General features: G+C 36.0%; 16 protein-coding genes and 1 pseudogene. 8 read left to right on the forward strand and 9 right to left on the reverse strand.

Going from position 1 to position 16697, the window contains the following annotated elements; all coding sequences use genetic code 11:
* Positions 1 to 46 precede the first annotated feature (46 nt).
* From ACFINS_RS04600 to ACFINS_RS04620, 5 genes are all read right to left on the reverse strand, one after another.
* Entirely contained in the window at positions 47 to 757 is a 711-nt protein-coding gene (locus ACFINS_RS04600; RefSeq protein ID WP_273791026.1) for an ABC transporter ATP-binding protein, read from the reverse strand.
* Entirely contained in the window at positions 744 to 1526 is a 783-nt protein-coding gene (locus tag ACFINS_RS04605; protein WP_375611930.1) for an ABC transporter ATP-binding protein, read from the reverse strand. The genes ACFINS_RS04600 and ACFINS_RS04605 overlap by 14 nt, the downstream gene beginning before the upstream one ends.
* On the reverse strand, positions 1523 to 2581 hold the full coding sequence (locus ACFINS_RS04610) for a branched-chain amino acid ABC transporter permease (protein WP_375611929.1): 1059 nt from the start codon (positions 2579 to 2581) through the stop codon (positions 1523 to 1525). The genes ACFINS_RS04605 and ACFINS_RS04610 overlap by 4 nt, the downstream gene beginning before the upstream one ends.
* A complete protein-coding gene (locus tag ACFINS_RS04615; RefSeq protein WP_375650346.1) occupies positions 2581 to 3657 on the reverse strand; it encodes a branched-chain amino acid ABC transporter permease in 1077 nt (358 codons plus the stop codon). The genes ACFINS_RS04610 and ACFINS_RS04615 overlap by 1 nt, the downstream gene beginning before the upstream one ends.
* Positions 3658 to 3771: 114 nt before the next feature.
* Positions 3772 to 4905, reverse strand: a complete 1134-nt coding sequence (locus tag ACFINS_RS04620) for an ABC transporter substrate-binding protein (protein ID WP_273791030.1) — start codon at positions 4903 to 4905, stop codon at positions 3772 to 3774.
* A gap of 323 nt (positions 4906 to 5228) precedes the next feature.
* Here ACFINS_RS04620 and ACFINS_RS04625 point away from each other — a divergent pair, with 323 nt between their 5' ends.
* From ACFINS_RS04625 to ACFINS_RS04640, 4 genes are all read left to right on the forward strand, one after another.
* Entirely contained in the window at positions 5229 to 5804 is a 576-nt protein-coding gene (locus ACFINS_RS04625) for a cold-shock protein (RefSeq protein WP_273791031.1), read from the forward strand.
* Between the two features lie 251 nt (positions 5805 to 6055).
* Positions 6056 to 6568: a DUF192 domain-containing protein gene (locus ACFINS_RS04630; protein ID WP_375611927.1), complete on the forward strand. Its 513-nt coding sequence runs from the start codon at positions 6056 to 6058 to the stop codon at positions 6566 to 6568.
* On the forward strand, positions 6565 to 7338 hold the full coding sequence (locus ACFINS_RS04635) for an alpha/beta fold hydrolase (protein WP_375611926.1): 774 nt from the start codon (positions 6565 to 6567) through the stop codon (positions 7336 to 7338). The genes ACFINS_RS04630 and ACFINS_RS04635 overlap by 4 nt, the downstream gene beginning before the upstream one ends.
* 620 nt (positions 7339 to 7958) lie before the next feature.
* A complete protein-coding gene (locus ACFINS_RS04640; RefSeq protein WP_375621268.1) occupies positions 7959 to 8171 on the forward strand; it encodes a DUF3126 family protein in 213 nt (70 codons plus the stop codon).
* Between the two features lie 44 nt (positions 8172 to 8215).
* Here the strand turns inward: ACFINS_RS04640 and radC are convergent, their stop codons facing one another.
* Genes radC through sfsA form a run of 3 tightly spaced genes read right to left on the reverse strand, consistent with a single transcriptional unit; the run spans position 8216 to position 10567 of the window.
* Positions 8216 to 9010, reverse strand: coding sequence for a DNA repair protein RadC (gene radC / locus ACFINS_RS04645; RefSeq protein ID WP_375705928.1), 795 nt, complete (start codon positions 9008 to 9010; stop codon positions 8216 to 8218).
* 17 nt (positions 9011 to 9027) lie between these two features.
* Positions 9028 to 9858 carry a type I methionyl aminopeptidase gene (gene map, locus ACFINS_RS04650; protein WP_375705929.1) on the reverse strand — a complete coding sequence of 277 codons (831 nt, stop codon included), beginning with the start codon at positions 9856 to 9858 and terminating at the stop codon, positions 9028 to 9030.
* Positions 9851 to 10567, reverse strand: coding sequence for a DNA/RNA nuclease SfsA (sfsA, locus tag ACFINS_RS04655; RefSeq protein WP_375705930.1), 717 nt, complete (start codon positions 10565 to 10567; stop codon positions 9851 to 9853). The genes map and sfsA overlap by 8 nt, the downstream gene beginning before the upstream one ends.
* A 279-nt stretch (positions 10568 to 10846) precedes the next feature.
* Here sfsA and ACFINS_RS04660 point away from each other — a divergent pair.
* The 4 genes and pseudogenes from ACFINS_RS04660 (at position 10847) to ttcA (ending at position 14435) form a co-directional block, all read left to right on the forward strand.
* Positions 10847 to 11684, forward strand: a pseudogene (locus tag ACFINS_RS04660) (RNA methyltransferase).
* The gene (gene murI / locus ACFINS_RS04665; RefSeq protein ID WP_375705931.1) at positions 11677 to 12504 is read left to right on the forward strand and encodes a glutamate racemase; all 828 of its coding nucleotides are present in this window, start codon (positions 11677 to 11679) and stop codon (positions 12502 to 12504) included. The pseudogene ACFINS_RS04660 and the gene murI overlap by 8 nt, the downstream one beginning before the upstream one ends.
* Before the next feature lie 170 nt (positions 12505 to 12674).
* Positions 12675 to 13292, forward strand: a complete 618-nt coding sequence (gene rpsD, locus ACFINS_RS04670; RefSeq protein WP_273722651.1) for a 30S ribosomal protein S4 — start codon at positions 12675 to 12677, stop codon at positions 13290 to 13292.
* 267 nt (positions 13293 to 13559) lie between these two features.
* On the forward strand, positions 13560 to 14435 hold the full coding sequence (gene ttcA, locus ACFINS_RS04675; protein WP_375705932.1) for a tRNA 2-thiocytidine(32) synthetase TtcA: 876 nt from the start codon (positions 13560 to 13562) through the stop codon (positions 14433 to 14435).
* 525 nt (positions 14436 to 14960) lie between these two features.
* On the opposite strand, the gene rimO is transcribed toward ttcA, so the two are convergent.
* Positions 14961 to 16274 carry a 30S ribosomal protein S12 methylthiotransferase RimO gene (gene rimO / locus ACFINS_RS04680; protein ID WP_375611919.1) on the reverse strand — a complete coding sequence of 438 codons (1314 nt, stop codon included), beginning with the start codon at positions 16272 to 16274 and terminating at the stop codon, positions 14961 to 14963.
* Positions 16275 to 16697: the final 423 nt, after the last annotated feature.

Genomic DNA, 16697 nt, shown 5'->3' on the forward strand with positions numbered 1-16697 from the left:
TTTTAAATGGTGGAGGGAATGAGCTCTATTTCCTTAATTCGTAGTCTTACCCACCAAGATAGGCTTCTTTAACACGCGAATCAGAGAGCATAGTTTTTCCTTCACCGTGAAATAAAATATGTCCTACCTCTAAAATATAAGCATAGTCAGCTATGGAAAGTGCAGCAAATGCATTTTGTTCAATAAGAAGAACAGTTTTCCCCATATCATTAATTTTTCGAATAATCGAAAAAATTTCTCGAACGAGAAGTGGTGCTAACCCCAACGAGGGTTCATCTAATATGACCATATCAGGATTGCTCATGAGTGCACGGCCCACAGCAACCATCTGTTGTTCACCACCTGACATTGTTCCTCCCAACTGTTTTGCTCTTTCACGTAGGCGCGGAAAAAGGTCAAATATCCATTCAATATCACGGGAAATTCCCTGCTTATCGTGACGAATATAAGCGCCTAGATGAAGATTCTCTAAAACAGTGAGATGGGGCATGATACGTCGTCCTTCAGGGCTTAAAGCAATCCCTAATCGCAAAATCTCTTCTGGTGATTTTTTAATAATAGATTTGCCATTATAGGTAATTTCTCCATAAACAGAGCGATTAAGCCCTGTAATAGAACGTACAATACTGCTTTTTCCTGCACCATTGGCTCCAATTAAAGTGACAATACTGCCCCGCTTTATGGACATAGAAAGATTTTGGACAGCTTTAATGGCGCCATAATGAACGTAAAGATTTTTTATTTTAAGAATATCCATAAACATCTCCGCCAAGATAAGCTTCAATAACTTTAGGGTTATTACGAATTTCATCTGGTGTACCACTGGCAATGCAACAGCCATATTCCATAACCAAAATATGTTGGCAAAGCCCCATAACCACTTTCATATCGTGCTCAATAAGAAGAATTGTAAGATCAAAGTCTTTTTGCACTTTTGCTATGAATTTTCTAAGATCTTCACTTTCTTGTGGATTCATGCCAGCAACAGGTTCATCAAGAAGAAGCAATTTGGGCTTTGTGGCTAACGCACGTGCAATTTCTAGACGTCGTTGCACACCATAAGGTAAAGCTGTTGCCGATTGATTGGCAAGATGATCAAGTTGTAGCTGTTCAAGGAGCTCCAAGGAATTTTTATAAACTTCCTTCTTTTCTTTTATTGCTTTTGAAAAAAAGAGAGCTGAAGAAAACCAAGGATATTTTTGTCGAACATGCGCTCCTACCATAACATTCTGCAAAACCGTTAACCCTGAGAAAAGACGAATATTTTGAAATGTTCTGGCAATATGGCTTCTACAGATAATATAAGGAGACGCTCCAGAAATTTTTTTCTCATCAAAAAGAATGATGCCGCTTGTAGGAGCATAAAATCCAGAAATCATATTGAAAACTGTTGTTTTTCCAGCACCATTGGGACCAATTAATCCAGTAATACTTCCTCGTTTAATTGCCATATTAACATTATTTACAGCAACTAATCCGCCAAAACGCATTACAATATTATTGAGTGAAAGGATATTGTCGTTCATAGCTTTCCCTCAGTATTAGAAAGCTTTTTGCGTGTCAAAAAGCTATAAATTCCATTCCATGAAAATTCTCGTTGTCCCATTAACCCTTTTCTCCAAAACAAGATAATTACCAGCAATAAAAGAGAAAAAACAACCATACGAAGCCCTGGGGTTTCTGGAATATGTATAAAACCTAAGTCAAATGGACTTTCAATGATACGAAGCCATTCAAGCATGACTGTAATAATAATGCTGCCAATAATGCTCCCTGTAATTGAACCGAGACCACCAGCAACAACAATCATTAAAATATTAAAAGTCAGAAGAAAATTAAACATTTTTGGATCAATGGTTGAAATAAGAGCCGCCATTAATGCGCCACCTATACCTGCAAAAAATGCTCCAACAGTAAAGGAAAAACTACGGTAGAAAAAAGCATTAATTCCCATAGTTTTCGCAGCTATTTCATCATCACGGATAGCACGTAATACGTTACCAGTATTGCTTTGCAGTAAGAGGACAATAAAGAGAACTGTAAATGCTAGCCAACCATAGTTCCACCATAATGTTGCATTTTGAGGTATTCCTTTGATTCCCAAAGAGCCATTTGTGAGCGATGTTGCGTTCGTAATGACAATGCGAATAATTTCCGCAAAACCTAATGTTGCAATTCCAAGATAATCGCCACCAAGACGCAATATTGGTAAAGCAATTAATAAACCTACAACAGCAGCACACAAACCACTTACGACAACAGCGATAAAAAAAGGTAACTGCAAATGATATAATGGTTCAGCAATAGGATCAAGAATCCACATCATTTCTTTTTGTTCAGGGGAAAGAAGTAAAATTGCGCAAACATAAGCACCAATAGCCATAAATCCAGCATGTCCAAGAGAAAACATACCTGTGAAACCGTAAATCAAATTAAGCGAAATTGCCAATATCGCATTAATAGCAATCAGATTGATGATACGAAGCGTATAGTCATTAAAATGGCTATCAGCATAAAATAAAAAACCTATGAGAACTAAAACACTTATACACGATAAAACAGTTGTCGCTGACTTTGCCATTAGATTTTCTCCTGATTTCTTTTACCCATTAATCCTGTGGGCAATATCAATAGAATCAGAATCAATAAAATGAAAGCGAAGGCATCTCGATATCCAGATAGCGCGGGGAAAAATGCGATAATCATAATTTCAATAAACCCTAATAACAATCCTCCCAACATTGCTCCTGGTATCGAACCAATACCTCCGATAACAGCAGCAATAAATGCTTTGAGACCAGGAAGAACACCCATATAAGGCTGAATTTGAGGATAACGTAAAGACCACATAATGCCTGCTATGGCGGCAAGAGCTGAGCCTATTCCAAATGTAAACGCAATAACTTTATTGACAGACACACCCATCAAACGTGTTGTTTCAATATCATGGGAGATTGCGCGCATAGCAAGACCCGGTTTTGTTTTATGGATAATCCATAATAGTAATAAAATAAGAATTAATGACACAAAGGGAACGATCAGAGACATGGGAGCAATTCTGATGATACCATCTGCTCCTGATCCTAGATGCCATAAAAATGGTGTTACAAGAAAGTCTGGCTGTTGTACACCTTTCGGAACACCACTAAAGAGTACAGTAGCAAGATTTTCAATAAAAAAAGAAACACCAATTGCACCGATAAGTGCCGAAATACGCGGAGCATGGCGTAGAGGTTTATAAGCAAATTGATCAACAGCAACACCCACAGCACTTGTAATAAAAATGGAAAAACAAAGAGCTAAAACCCAAATCGGTGTAAAGTCTTGCGGGGAAATTTTAAAATAATAAACAAATCCTAGCGCAAGAATTAAAAAAGCAGCAATCCAATAAATTGGAGGACGCCTTTTAAAGCCTATAAATACCGAATAATAAATAAGAGCAGCAAGGAACAAAAGAAGAAAAGCTACCCAAGCAGGCATAAAGCCAATTGTGGAAAAGAAAACAAAATATGCTCCCAGCATAAAGATATCACCGTGAGCAAAATTAATGAGTCTCAGTATACCGTAGACCATGGTGTAGCCAATAGCAATAAGCCCATAAAGAGATCCCAATGCCAGTGCATTAAAAAAGTACTGGATGAACATTTCAGTGCTCATCTCTCATCCTTCCACATTTGTTAATTTACATAGGACAATAAGAAATTTCTAAGTTTTTGGTTGAGAAAAAGATCCTCAACCAATTCTTGCATTTTAATAAGCACAACTTTTTAATTAAAAAGCAGGTTTAACTTCTTCTAAATAAACACGTTTTCCATCCTGTATTTTAATGATACCAATAGGAATTTTAGGATTATGATTTTCATCCATTGACATATCCCCAAAGGGGGTAGGAAAATCTTTTAATTGGCTAAGTGCGATAGTAATTTTTTCACGATCAGTGCTACCAGCATTTTCAATAGCCTTCATGAACATCATATAACTCGTGTATCCCAAAACAGAATTGATATTTGGCTCTTTGTCTGGGTAAGCTTTTTTCCATTCTTTTGTGAATTCTTGCGCAGCTACTGACATATTTGGCATATCCTCACTATAGGGAAGTGTCGTATGTAAGAAACCTTCTGCAGCTTTTCCTGCAATCGTAATGGTTTCTGGATTATCCATAGCATCTCCACCCATAATTTGAAATTTAGCCCCTAATTCTCGTGCTTGTTTCATGATGATAGCACCTTCAGAAAAGTAAGATGGAATGAATAAGATATCAGGTTTCTGGGCGATAATTTGCGTGAGAACAGCTGAAAAGTCCTGATCTCCAGAATTATAATTTAAATTTGAGATAACTTCACCACCTAATTTTTTGAAAGCACGCGTAAAATAACTTGCAAGACCAATAGCATAATCGCTTGAAATATCTTTAAGGATAGCAGCCTTTTTTGCGTGTAAAGTTTGGCTTACATAAGTTGCGATTCCTACTCCTTGATAGGAATCAATAAAGCAAGCACGAAAGTAATATTTTTTACCCTGTGTAACAAGGGGACTTGTTGAGGACGTTGCAATGGTTGGAGTCTTTGCCTTTTCAGATATTTCACCACCTGCTAACGAGAGCGAAGAACCATAGCTACCAATGATTCCACTCACTTTTTCACTTGCTGTTAAACGCATAACAGCATTAGCCGCTTCTACTTTATCAGACTTATTATCAATAATAACAAGTTCTACTTTACGTCCTAAAATTTCTGGAACTTTTTTATGGGCTAATTCTATACCTCTAATTTCAAGCTGACCTCCAAATGCATTTTGACCACTTAATGGAAGATAAACACCAATCTTAATAGGTTCACTCGCATAAACATTTGCTGTAAATGCCATAAATGCTGCGATTATCGTAAGGATTTTCTTCAATTGCATTGCGCATTTTCCTTAATTGAATTGTCGTTTTTTCACCTTATATTGAACTTCTTCATCATGCAAGTTACACATTAATCAAAATATCATTATGTAAAAAAACTTTTATATGATCTCTTTTGTAGGGCACTTCTTGTAAGGTATGTAAAGTGTACAATCAAATAGTTTTATAAATATTCACGTTGATATTCTCTGACATTAACATAGAAGATACGACAATGTGGGGAAATCTTATCTTGGGGCTTGCGTGTTGATACAAGAGCAATGTTTACTTAAACCTAGAGAATCAATATCGTACAATTTATAAGCTACAGGATCACGTTATTATGACGAGTAAGGATGCATTAAAGGATTGTTCCCCATCTGAGGATAGTATAGGTGCTTGTGGGGAGATTATCGAAATCAGTGGTGTCATTAAGTGGTTTGATGGTAGTAAGGGGTATGGATTTATTGTACCTGATTTACCTCATTTTCCAGATATATTATTGCATGTTACGGTAATGCGAAGGGATGGTTTTCAAACAGCTTTAGAGGGAGCTAAAGTCATTTGTGCTGTGGAAAAAACTGAACGAGGGTTAAAGTGCGTTCAGGTGAAATCCATAGATTGTTCTTCAGCAATTCATCCATCAGAAGTTCCTGCCCGTACCCATGTTGTTGTTACTCCAGAAAGTGGACTAGAACGAGCAATTGTTAAATGGTTTAATCGTGACAAAGGATACGGTTTTCTTAGCCGAGGGCAAGGAACAGAAGATATTTTTATTCATATGGAAACATTGCGCCGTTTTGGTTTAGCAGAGCTTCGTTCCGGCCAAGTTGTTCTTGTACGTTTTGGTAAAGGAGAAAAAGGTTTAATGACAGCAGAGATTTATCCGGACATAGGCATTCCTTTAGCTACGCATTGAATTTCACGAGTGAAATCAGTGTGTTTTCTATATTTTTAAAGATGGTTATTCCGTAAATTGCTATAGAGGTAGATTTTTAAAGAAAATATGGCTCTCGTTAATCCATAAACCAAATGAAGAAAATTTCGCATATTACGTTGAAAAAACTAGAAAATAACAAGGAAGCAATCCTCCTTTTTTTTTGACTTTTAAACTCTGGTACTTTTTATTTTAGAAACAAAATTTAAAATTTTTCTGTGGTGGAGACAAGAATGTTAAAGCCTTTTAAAAAGGGGTATATTGTTTTATTGGTGATGCTTTTTATGTTAGATATGCCTGTTGTTGTAGCAAAGGAGCCCATAGAGATTCCTGTGCATCCGATTCCTTTAGAAATACATACAAAGCAAGGTCCGGTTTTTTATAAGGTAGAGATTGCTTTTACGCCATCTCAAGCAGCAGCTGGTTTAATGTATCGAACTGATTTTCCACGCGATCGTGCAATGCTTTTTAAGCAGCTAAAAAGTTCTCGATCCGGAGATGAGCAGAAAATTTTTATGTGGATGGCAAATACGCCTTTACCTTTAGATATGATTTTCTTAAACTCTGAGGGAATTATTGTATCGATTATTGAAAATACTTCGCCACTTTCAACAAATACCATTTCATCAGAAGTTCCTGCAGCTTTTGCACTTGAAATTAACGCTGGTGAAGTTTCTAAAAAAAAGATCCAAAAAGGACAACGTGTTATTCATCCTGTACTTTGTGGAAAGTGCAATAAAAAATGACCGCTGAAGATATTCGTTTTTTTGAATATAATGGTTTGCGATTTGCTTATCGAGAAGAAGGGCAGGGCGCGCCTATTTTGTTGATCCATGGTTTTGGATCTTCTGCACGGGTGAATTGGTATGCAACGGGTTGGTTTCGTATTCTCACTGAAGCAGGATATCGTGTTATTGCTCTTGATAATCGCGGTCACGGAGATTCAGTTAAAAGTTATGATCCTATCTTTTATACACCTCAAGCTATGGCTGGCGACGCAGTAAAGTTACTGCAGCATTTAGAGTTATCTAAAGCCCATGTTATGGGATATTCTATGGGGGCTCGTATTAGTGCTTTCATGGCTCTTTTGCATCCAACATATGTACACAGTGTTATTTTTGGTGGTTTAGGTATTGGTATGGTGACGGGAGCAGGAAATTGGGAGCCTGTTGCTGAGGCCCTTTTAGCAGAAGATATTTCCACTATTACCAATACGCGCGGTTTAATGTTCCGTAAATTTGCAGATCAAACGAAAAGCGATAGGCGTGCTCTTGCTGCTTGTATCATTACATCAAAACAGGAGTTAACGGCGTCTGAAGTTTACAAAATCAAACAACCAGCACTTGTTGCCGTTGGTTCATTAGATGAAATTGGCGGTGATGCAGAGCCATTGGCAGCCTTGTTGCCTTGTGGTGAAGCTTTATCAATTCCTGATCGAGATCATATGCTTGCTGTAGGCGATAAAGTTTATAAAAAAGGCGTTATCGATTTTCTTTCTCGTTATCCTATAAAATAAGAACTCTTCATAGCTTTTAGAATTTACAGAAATACCCAATATTTTTATTTCGTATAAATTGAAAAAAGCTTATTAAAAAATCTTTCTGTTGTGACGTAAGTTTTTATAAAAAATGAAAAGAAAAATAAACTCTTATTAGCTTATTTTGTATATTTTTCAGAGACGTAATTCTTCTAAGATTAGATAATTATACTTTAAAGGTTATTAAAAAGAATTATTTTCGAATGATGTAATAAATATTTTTTGCTAAAAAATGTAGTTTTAAATAAAAAATATTTTTATTTATATTTTTTATAAAATAAACAAAATTATAAATTATTGATCAATTTATTCTTACGAATATGCATTTTAAATACAGATGCTAAAATTGGAGATAAAGTAAAATTATTAAAAATATACAGTTTTTTTTTTGCCATTTTTTAATCTATACGGGTATATTTAATAATGATAGACTCCTTTTGTAAACGTTCTTTATGAATGTATAAAGAACGTTGTGAATATATGTAATATTAAGTAAATATTCAGATTATGCTTTTTTACTGACTTTACAGAATCATAAGAGTGTCTTATTTGCACGACACGCAATTATTTTAATCGTTTCAAAAAAACAGGAGAGCATAGTGAATGCTGATGAAATAAAAAAACTTGATAATTATTTTAAAAATATATTCCAAAACTCAGCATTGCAAGTCAGAGCACGGCCTAAAAAGAGTGATTCTTGTGAGGTTTATATGGGAGATGAGTTTTTAGGCATTATCTATCGAGATGAAGATGAAGATGAGCTCTCCTATAATTTCTCAATGGCTATATTAGATATTGATTTAGAAAATTGATTCGTTATTCATCGTTGAATGAAGTCTTTTTTATCCCATAAGATTTATATAAGTTTTAACGCTTTAAAACTCGTATGGTTATTTCGTGCAATAATAAGATGGTCATGGATAATAATGCCTAATGCATTTGCTGCATCTTTTAATCTATATGTCATTGTTATATCTGCATTAGAGGGGGTGGAATCGCCAGAAGGGTGATTGTGGACTAAGATAAGTCCTGATGCGGATAACTCTAAAGCTCGAGAAATAACTTCACGAGGATAAACAGGGGTATGATCAATGGTTCCAGTTTGTTGCACCTCATCAGCAAGTAAGCCGTTTTTCTTATCAAGAAACAAAATACGAAACTGTTCACGTGTTTCGTGAGCCATAACAGCTTTACAATACGCTAACACTTTATCCCATGATGAAAAAATATCGCGCTTAAACAATTGCGCACGAGCAAGACGTCCAGCAACATCTGAAATAATTTTTAAATCAACTGCAGTGGCGGGACCACATCCTGGAATTTCTTGAAGTCGGTGAATATCCGCTCCCAACACATCAGCTAATGAACCAAAACGCGCTATCAAATTTTTAGCTATGGGTTTTGTGTTTGCACGGGGTATTGTGCGAAAAAGCAATAATTCAAGATATTCATAATCTTCAATTGCATTTCCTTTTGACTTTAAATAGCGCTTCCGAAGACGTTCACGATGGCCTTGATAATGTTTATGAAGCTGTGCGTTTTTCTGAGGCTCTTCACTTTTTCTTTCTGATACTGGGGTGAGTGGAGAACTCGATGTTAATGCAAAGTGATGACTTTGAGTATCTTCCTTTTGATTTAATTTTTTAGCCATAACATCTCTACATTGCGTTAGGTATGGGAATTTGGAATATAAAAAATATTTTTAGGAGATTGTGTAAATATTTCATACCCTTCATTTGTAACACCAATTGTATGTTCATATTGTGCTGTCAGAGAGCGGTCACGGGTAACAGCAGTCCAACCGTCAGATAAAATCTTAACTTGTGGTTTACCAAGGTTAATCATAGGCTCAATTGTAAACATCATACCTTGTTTTAATTCAATTCCTTCTCTAGGATTTCCATAATGGAGGATATTGGGAGCATCATGAAAAAGCTGGCCGATACCATGTCCGCAAAAGTCTCTCACAATTGAACAGCGTTCAGATTCTGCATACTGTTGAATGGCTGCACCAATATCGCCCGTCGTTGCTCCAGGCTTAACGACAGCGATACCTTTCATAAGACTTTCATAGGTTATTTTTAGCAAGCGTTCTGCGGCACGTCTAATTTTTCCAACAGGATACATTCGGCTTGAATCCCCATGCCAACCATCAAGGATAAAGGTTACATCAACATTTACAATATCACCTTCTTGCAAAGGTCTTTTATTGGGAATGCCATGGCAGACAACGTGATTGATAGATGTACAGCATGAATGGCTGTATCCATGATAATTTAGATCAGCAGGAAGTGCTCCTCGCTTAGCTCCAAAAATAAATACAAAATCATCTATTTCTTGCGTAGTAACGCCCGGCTTAATAATATCTGTAAGCGCATCAAGGCATTCTGCAGCAATACGACCAACTTCACGCATTTTAGCAAAAGCATAATCATCGAAAATGCGGATTTTTCCATTAAACTTTAAAGGGATTTTATTATATTCGATATACTCAGTCATTGTTTCTTCTATTTTCTATTTTTACTCTCTGAATCGGAAAAATGCCTTCTACACTTACATGACACTTTACAGCATAACATTCTACTCCTGATTTTAATGCTAAATCAAACTTACGTCCATAGAGTGGATCAAGATCATGACAAATTGTAAAAGCTGAGCAATCTTCTCGTTGAATAATATAAAGCATAGCAGCTCGTTTTCCTTGTTGTACAACTTCTATGAGCTCATCAAGGTGACGTGCACCACGTTTTGTTTCGCTATCAGGAAATTCTGCTAATCCTTTCTGACGAATAAAATGAACATTTTTGACTTCTAGGTAACAATCAGGAAGAATGTCATCACGTAAAAGAAAGTCAATTCGTGATTGTGTCCCATAGCGTTGTTCTTTTAAAATTGTTTTATATCCATTTAATTCTGGTAGTAATCCGTTTTGAATTGCTTCTAACGCAAGTTTATTGGGTAAAGACGTATTAATGCCAACCAAAGTATTATCGGCTTCAATAATTTCTAATTGATAGGCATATTTTCGTTTGATGTTGTTATGATAAGAAAGCCAAATATTGGAGTTGAAAGCTGTTAATCCAAGCATTGATCCTGTATTAGGTACAGACACGGTGAGGACATGCTGATCATCTTGTTGAACATCTGCAAGGAAACGTTTATAACGACGGATAAGCTTTGCAGGAAAAAGTTTGGGAATAAAGTGCATATCCCTTTTTTAGGATTTATGATTTCATAATTCAACTGAGATTATGATTTGCAGGGGCTGCTTCCTATTAAAAGTAGATAAAATTGATGTAAAAAACGCTACGATATCGTTCACTTTAATGGCTTTTAAAATTTATTATTAGGTTTAGAAACTATTATCTTTGAATGAAAAGATAACATTGTCTATAATTTATTATTAAACAGCATTAGAGTATTGTGAAAAAGGTTTCGTAAAAAATAGTGGAGAGGGAGATAGTTTAAGTGAAACTAGGTAAGATTGATGGCAGGAACGAATAAGAATCGTGAAAATTTAACAAATGGTCCCATTATTATTTTAGTTGAACCGCAGCTTCCTGAAAACATTGGTATGGTCGCAAGGGCAATGGCAAATTTTGGGCTTTCTAAGCTTCGATTAGTCAATCCTCGAGAAATGTTTCCAAATGAAAAAGCTAGAGCTGCTGCAAGTAAAGCTGATCATGTCATTAACAACGCTGTGATTTTTAACACATTGCGTGATTCAATTGCAGATTTACACTATGTTTTTGCCACAACAGCACGTGAAAGATGTGGATTTAAAACTGTAAAAAGTGCTGTCGAAGCAGCAAGCGTATTACGTCAGCGTGAAAGTATCGGACATAAGACCGGGATTGTCTTTGGAAGAGAGAGATGGGGACTAGAAAATGATGAAATCAGCCTTGTTGATGAAATTATTACTTTTCCAGTTAATCCTGCTTTTGCGTCACTTAATATTGCGCAAGCGGTTCTTTTAATGTCTTACGAATGGATGAAAACTGGTTTAGAGAATGTCAGCGATACGGCATTTCGTGCCGCGGAGATGGAACCTGCAAATAAAATAATATTTCATGGTTTTTTATCTCAATTAGAAGAGGCTTTGAATATCCGTGGGTATTTTAGACCCCCAGAACGCAAAGAAGTGATGCTTGCAAATTTGCGCTCTGTTTTTACGCGCGCTAACTTTAGTGAACCTGAGGTTCGTTTATTGCGAGGCATTATATCTTCTTTGGATCATTTTTCGCCACAATATCCACGGGGGAGTAGAGCACCGGAAGAGCGTGATCGTAAAAAAATTAAAAATAAGTGTGAAAACTAATGGATGAACGACCTGTTCTTTTTTTTGATAGCGGTATTGGTGGTTTAACAGTGTTCAGGGAAGCGCGTATTCTTATCCCCGACATGCAATTTATCTATGTTGCTGATGATGCAGGATTTCCTTATGGAAATTGGAAAGAAAATATTTTGAAAGAGCGTATTTTGAAGATTTTTACAAATCTTTTAACACGTTACAATCCAGCTTTATGTGTGATTGCTTGCAACACTGTTTCTACACTGATGATAGCAGATTTACGACAGAATTTTCCTCATGTCCCTTTTGTAGGAACGGTTCCTGCAATTAAATCAGCTGCGGAACAAACAAAATCTGGTTTTATTTCCGTATTAGCGACTCTTGGAACAGTTAAACGTGCTTATACAAATGAATTAATTAACTCTTTTGCTGGACAGTGTCATGTTCAGCTTGTGGGAAGTAAAAAGCTGGCTGGACTTGCTGAAGATTATTTACGGGGAAAATCTATCGATTCAGAAGAGTTAAGAAAAGAAATCTTGCCATGTTTTGTGGAAAAAAATGGACAATATACGGATGTTATTGTTTTAGCCTGCACACATTATCCTTTTTTGATTAATTTCTTTCGTGAACATGCTTTATGGTCCGTTGAGTGGATTGATCCGGCGAAAGCGATCGCCAAACATATCAGATCTTTATTACCATTGTCGGGAAAGATACACCATCAATATATAAAGAAATATCAAGATTTTGCGTTGTTGACATCAAAAAATATCACTTCTTTAACGGAGAATTTGTTTAAAGGATTTGGCTTAAAACTCATGAAAGGAGTTGACTTTGGGTTACGAGACCAATAATGATGATCTAGCTATTTTTTCAAGAAAATAGCATTAATTGACGTGTCCCGTGGATAACTTTGCATATTGATATGTTAAGGTATTCTGTCAGTCTTTAGTATTTAAAGGCAGAGGAGGGCGCGTTTCCTTGGGGTCTTAAGATCTCGTGTTTTATTTTATAAGGAAATGCGATGAGTAAACGCGAAACAACAAAGTATAAAATTGACCGTCGTATGGGAGAAAATATTTGGGGGCGTCCAAAATCTCCTGTCAATCGTCGTGATTATGGTCCAGGTCAGCATGGACAGCGTCGTAAAGGAAAACTTTCTGACTATGGGGTGCAGTTGCGCGCTAAACAGAAATTGAAAGGGTTTTATGGAGATATTTCAGAAAAACAATTTCATAAAACCTATGAAGAAGCTGCTCGTCGACGGGGCGATACTGGTGAAAATCTTATCGGTCTGTTAGAATCACGTTTGGATGCTGTTGTTTATCGTGCAAAATTCGTACCTACGATTTTTGCTTCTCGCCAATTTATCAATCACGGTCATGTTAATGTCAATGGGCGGCGCACAAACATTCAATCTTATCGTTGTAAACCCGGTGATGTTATTGAGGTTCGGGAAAAATCGAAACAACTTGTTTTAGTGTTAGAATCAGTGCAATTGGCAGAACGTGATGTCCCTGATTATATTGAAGCAGATCATAAACAGATGAAAGCAACCTTTACACGTATTCCTGCTTTTGCAGATGTTCCTTATGCTGTGCAAATGGAACCTAATCTGGTTGTTGAATTTTATTCTCGATAATTTTTCTGTAAGAGAAATTGTTTCTCTCTTCTATTATGATAACTTCAAAATATTGTGTTATTCTTACAATATTTGAAGTTAATAAGTTCTTTTTGTAAATGGTTCTATATTAAGTTTATTGCTATGTTTTATAGTCATAAATTTGTATAGTTCCATTTCTTTTTTGTGTATCTAATTTATAAATTCAAAAAACATAAATGTAAGCTTGCTTTAATATTTGTTTTTATCTTTGCAAAACGAGCCGTTTATTGTGCAGGATATGGTATTATGAATGATGTTTCAGTTGAATATCAGGCAATAGAAGAAAACAAAGGGAGAGATGATCCTTTAATAAGCGAAGCAGATAATTGTCATCCAATGTTTCGTGTTGCTCCTTCAAGCGTAGAATTTAATAAATTGCGCAAACGACTTTTACGTCATATGCGACAAGCTTTGGATGATTTTTCTATGCTCTCTACAGGGAAAAAATGGCTTGTTGCTTTATCGGGTGGAAAAGACTCTTATGGTTTATTAGCGCTTCTTTTAGACTTAAAGTGGCGAGGTCTTTTATCCGTTGAAATTCTAGCCTGTAATCTTGATCAAGGGCACCCAGGATTTCCTAAGCATATTCTTCCAGACTTTTTAAGTTCTTATAAAATTCCATATCGTATTGAATATCAGGATACTTATTCCATTGTTACAGATAAATTGGCAGAGTCGCAGACATATTGTTCACTTTGTTCTCGATTACGACGTGGTAATCTCTATCGTATTGCACGTGAAGAGGGATGTTCTGCATTAGTTTTAGGTCATCATCGTGATGATGTTTTAGAAACATTTTTTATGAATTTGTTTCACGGTGGCCGATTAGCTGCCATACCTGGAAAACTTAAAAATGATGAAGGAGATCTTTTTGTATTACGTCCTCTTGTTTATGCTGCTGAGGAAGATATGGAAAAATTTTCTCAAGAAATGCAATTTCCAATTATTCCTTGTAATCTTTGCGGTAGTCAAGATGGATTACAACGTAATGCAATGAAAGAAATGCTGAAAAATATAGAAAGACAAATGCCAGGACGTAAAGATACGATGATTCGCGCTTTAACAAATGTACGCCCAAGTCATTTGCTTGATAAGAAATTCTTTGATTTTAAAACGTGTTAATAAAAATTAGATATTTTAAAAATAAGTTTAAAGAGTTTAAGATAAGATACTTATTTATAATGATAATTTATTTTTTTCATTTAAATATCGTCAGATTGTTTTGTTTCAAATTCTCTTATATTGCTTCCATAAAAAATATCCGTTTGCATATCACAAAGGAAATTCTTGTGTGCATAAAACACTCTTGAAAAAAGTTTCCTTTCACTAACCAATGACTGTCGCAATATCAAAAATAGGAAAATAGTACGATTGTCGATTTGCTCTTTTGTTAATTAAAAATGGTGTACCTTGTGGATTTTATTTTATTCTGTTGCGCCGCCGTCACCGTCATTTAAGGCATTAAATTAAGAGAATATATAACTGCTTGGTATTTTGGGAGTGTATAGCAAACACTCAGAGTAAGGATTGCTCGTAAATTCTCATGAAGTGAGTTACATGATCGGTTCTTGTTATGAAAAATCGCTTTTTTATAAACCAATGCTGATAGAAATCTTCATCATTGAGGACAGGGAAGGAGTTAAATTTTTAAACTGCTATACCATAAAGGTCATAGGCATCCGATTGTTCGATTTTAACGGTGACAAATTCACCAACACGCAGTGGGCGTCGTGATGATATATGGACAACACCATCTATTTCTGGAGCATCGTACTGACTACGTCCTTTGGCAACTTTTCCTTGACTTTCATCGATAAGCACTCGGAGTCTTTTTCCAATTTTTTTCTTTAAAAGATGTGTAGAAATTTGTTGTTGTTTTGCCATAAAACGATGCCAGCGGTTTTCTTTCACCTCTTCAGGAATATTTTCTAATCCCAAATCATTTGCGGCAGCTCCTTTTACTTCTTCATATTTAAAGCACCCCGCGCGTTCAATTTTTGCTTCTTCTAGCCATTCTAGAAGTATATTAAAATCTTCATTCGTTTCACCAGGAAAACCAACGATAAATGTTGATCGCAAAGTAAGATCTGGACATATTTTCCGCCATTTTTCAATTTTACGGTTTGTTTTTTCCATAAGTGCGGGACGCTTCATGTGACGCAAAACAGTTGGTGATGCATGCTGAAAAGGTATATCCAGATAAGGAAGAATTTTTTTTGCAGCCATAAGTTCGATAACTTCATCAACATGGGGATAAGGATAAACGTAATGCATACGTACCCAAATACCCATATCGCCTAGTTCGCGACAAAGATCAAAGAATTTAGTTTTGATTGTACGATCTTTCCAAGAATTTTCGAGATATTTAAGATCAACACCATAAGCACTCGTATCCTGTGAAATAACCAAAAGTTCTTTTACACCCGCTTGCACGAGTTTTTCAGCTTCACGAAGAACATCGCTGATGGGACGTGAAGTGAGATCACCACGCAAAGTAGGGATGATACAAAAACTACACCGATTAGAGCATCCTTCAGAAATCTTTAAGTAGGCGTAATGGCGAGGTGTTAAACGAATACCTTGGGGAGGAACTAAATCAAGAAAAGGATCATGAACAGGAGGAATTGCTGTATGAACAGCTTCTATAACGCTTTCATAAGCTTGCGGTTTTGTAATAGCCAATACATTAGGATATGTTTGGCGAATAGCATCAGGATCAGCACCAAGACACCCTGTTACAATAACTTTTCCATTTTTTTTAAGAGCTTCATCAATATTGGCTAATGATTCTCTCCTTGCCGAGTCAAGAAAACCACAGGTATTCACAATAACGACATCAGCTCCTTGATGTTGACGTGAAATCTCATACCCTTCAGAGCGAAGGCGTGTAATAATTCGCTCAGAATCTACGAGTGCTTTTGGGCATCCGAGGGAGACAAAACTAATACGAGGTGCTACCATGATGATCCTACAATTACTATGAATGATTGAGTTACGCTTTTATTAATTTAAAAATAATGTTCTTTATTTTTATACCTATGCAATACAATCTGTTACAAAGTTATTTGATTTTTTTCTACAAAATTTTATGTGTTTTTATGCATGCATACAATTTTGTCTTATTATATCGTAAAATTCCGTTATTGAGGATGATGATATAAGACAGCTTCCTTCAAAGCATTTAAGTTCTTTTCAAAGTACGTGGTGAATATTTTAAAACTTACTTGTCAAGCCTTGCATTAAGTGAAGAACATGGAGGGAAGGGAAAGTGAAACCTGCTCGATAAGGATCTGGATTGTTTATAAACCGAATTGGGGGCATCCTTTGGCTGTGGAGAAGAAGTCAATTGCGTGTGGCACAATAAAAAAATACTCAACAGCTTCT

The sequence above is a fragment of the Bartonella sp. AA2SXKL genome, from assembly GCF_042197205.1.
Lineage (GTDB): Bacteria > Pseudomonadota > Alphaproteobacteria > Rhizobiales > Rhizobiaceae > Bartonella.

What these genes read in the sequence shown, in the direction of transcription:
- map (WP_375705929.1), bottom strand. Translation starts at nt 9,858, where the DNA reads ATGACTGAGTATATCGAATATAATAAAATCCCTTTAAAGTTTAATGGA.
- rpsD (WP_273722651.1), top strand. Translation starts at nt 12,675, where the DNA reads ATGAGTAAACGCGAAACAACAAAGTATAAAATTGACCGTCGTATGGGA.
- ACFINS_RS04635 (WP_375611926.1), top strand. Translation starts at nt 6,565, where the DNA reads ATGACCGCTGAAGATATTCGTTTTTTTGAATATAATGGTTTGCGATTT.
- sfsA (WP_375705930.1), bottom strand. Translation starts at nt 10,567, where the DNA reads ATGCACTTTATTCCCAAACTTTTTCCTGCAAAGCTTATCCGTCGTTAT.
- ACFINS_RS04615 (WP_375650346.1), bottom strand. Translation starts at nt 3,657, where the DNA reads ATGAGCACTGAAATGTTCATCCAGTACTTTTTTAATGCACTGGCATTG.
- ACFINS_RS04620 (WP_273791030.1), bottom strand. Translation starts at nt 4,905, where the DNA reads ATGCAATTGAAGAAAATCCTTACGATAATCGCAGCATTTATGGCATTT.
- rimO (WP_375611919.1), bottom strand. Translation starts at nt 16,274, where the DNA reads ATGGTAGCACCTCGTATTAGTTTTGTCTCCCTCGGATGCCCAAAAGCA.
- radC (WP_375705928.1), bottom strand. Translation starts at nt 9,010, where the DNA reads ATGGCTAAAAAATTAAATCAAAAGGAAGATACTCAAAGTCATCACTTT.
- ttcA (WP_375705932.1), top strand. Translation starts at nt 13,560, where the DNA reads ATGAATGATGTTTCAGTTGAATATCAGGCAATAGAAGAAAACAAAGGG.
- ACFINS_RS04600 (WP_273791026.1), bottom strand. Translation starts at nt 757, where the DNA reads ATGGATATTCTTAAAATAAAAAATCTTTACGTTCATTATGGCGCCATT.
- ACFINS_RS04610 (WP_375611929.1), bottom strand. Translation starts at nt 2,581, where the DNA reads ATGGCAAAGTCAGCGACAACTGTTTTATCGTGTATAAGTGTTTTAGTT.
- ACFINS_RS04605 (WP_375611930.1), bottom strand. Translation starts at nt 1,526, where the DNA reads ATGAACGACAATATCCTTTCACTCAATAATATTGTAATGCGTTTTGGC.
- murI (WP_375705931.1), top strand. Translation starts at nt 11,677, where the DNA reads ATGGATGAACGACCTGTTCTTTTTTTTGATAGCGGTATTGGTGGTTTA.
- ACFINS_RS04625 (WP_273791031.1), top strand. Translation starts at nt 5,229, where the DNA reads ATGACGAGTAAGGATGCATTAAAGGATTGTTCCCCATCTGAGGATAGT.
- ACFINS_RS04630 (WP_375611927.1), top strand. Translation starts at nt 6,056, where the DNA reads ATGTTAAAGCCTTTTAAAAAGGGGTATATTGTTTTATTGGTGATGCTT.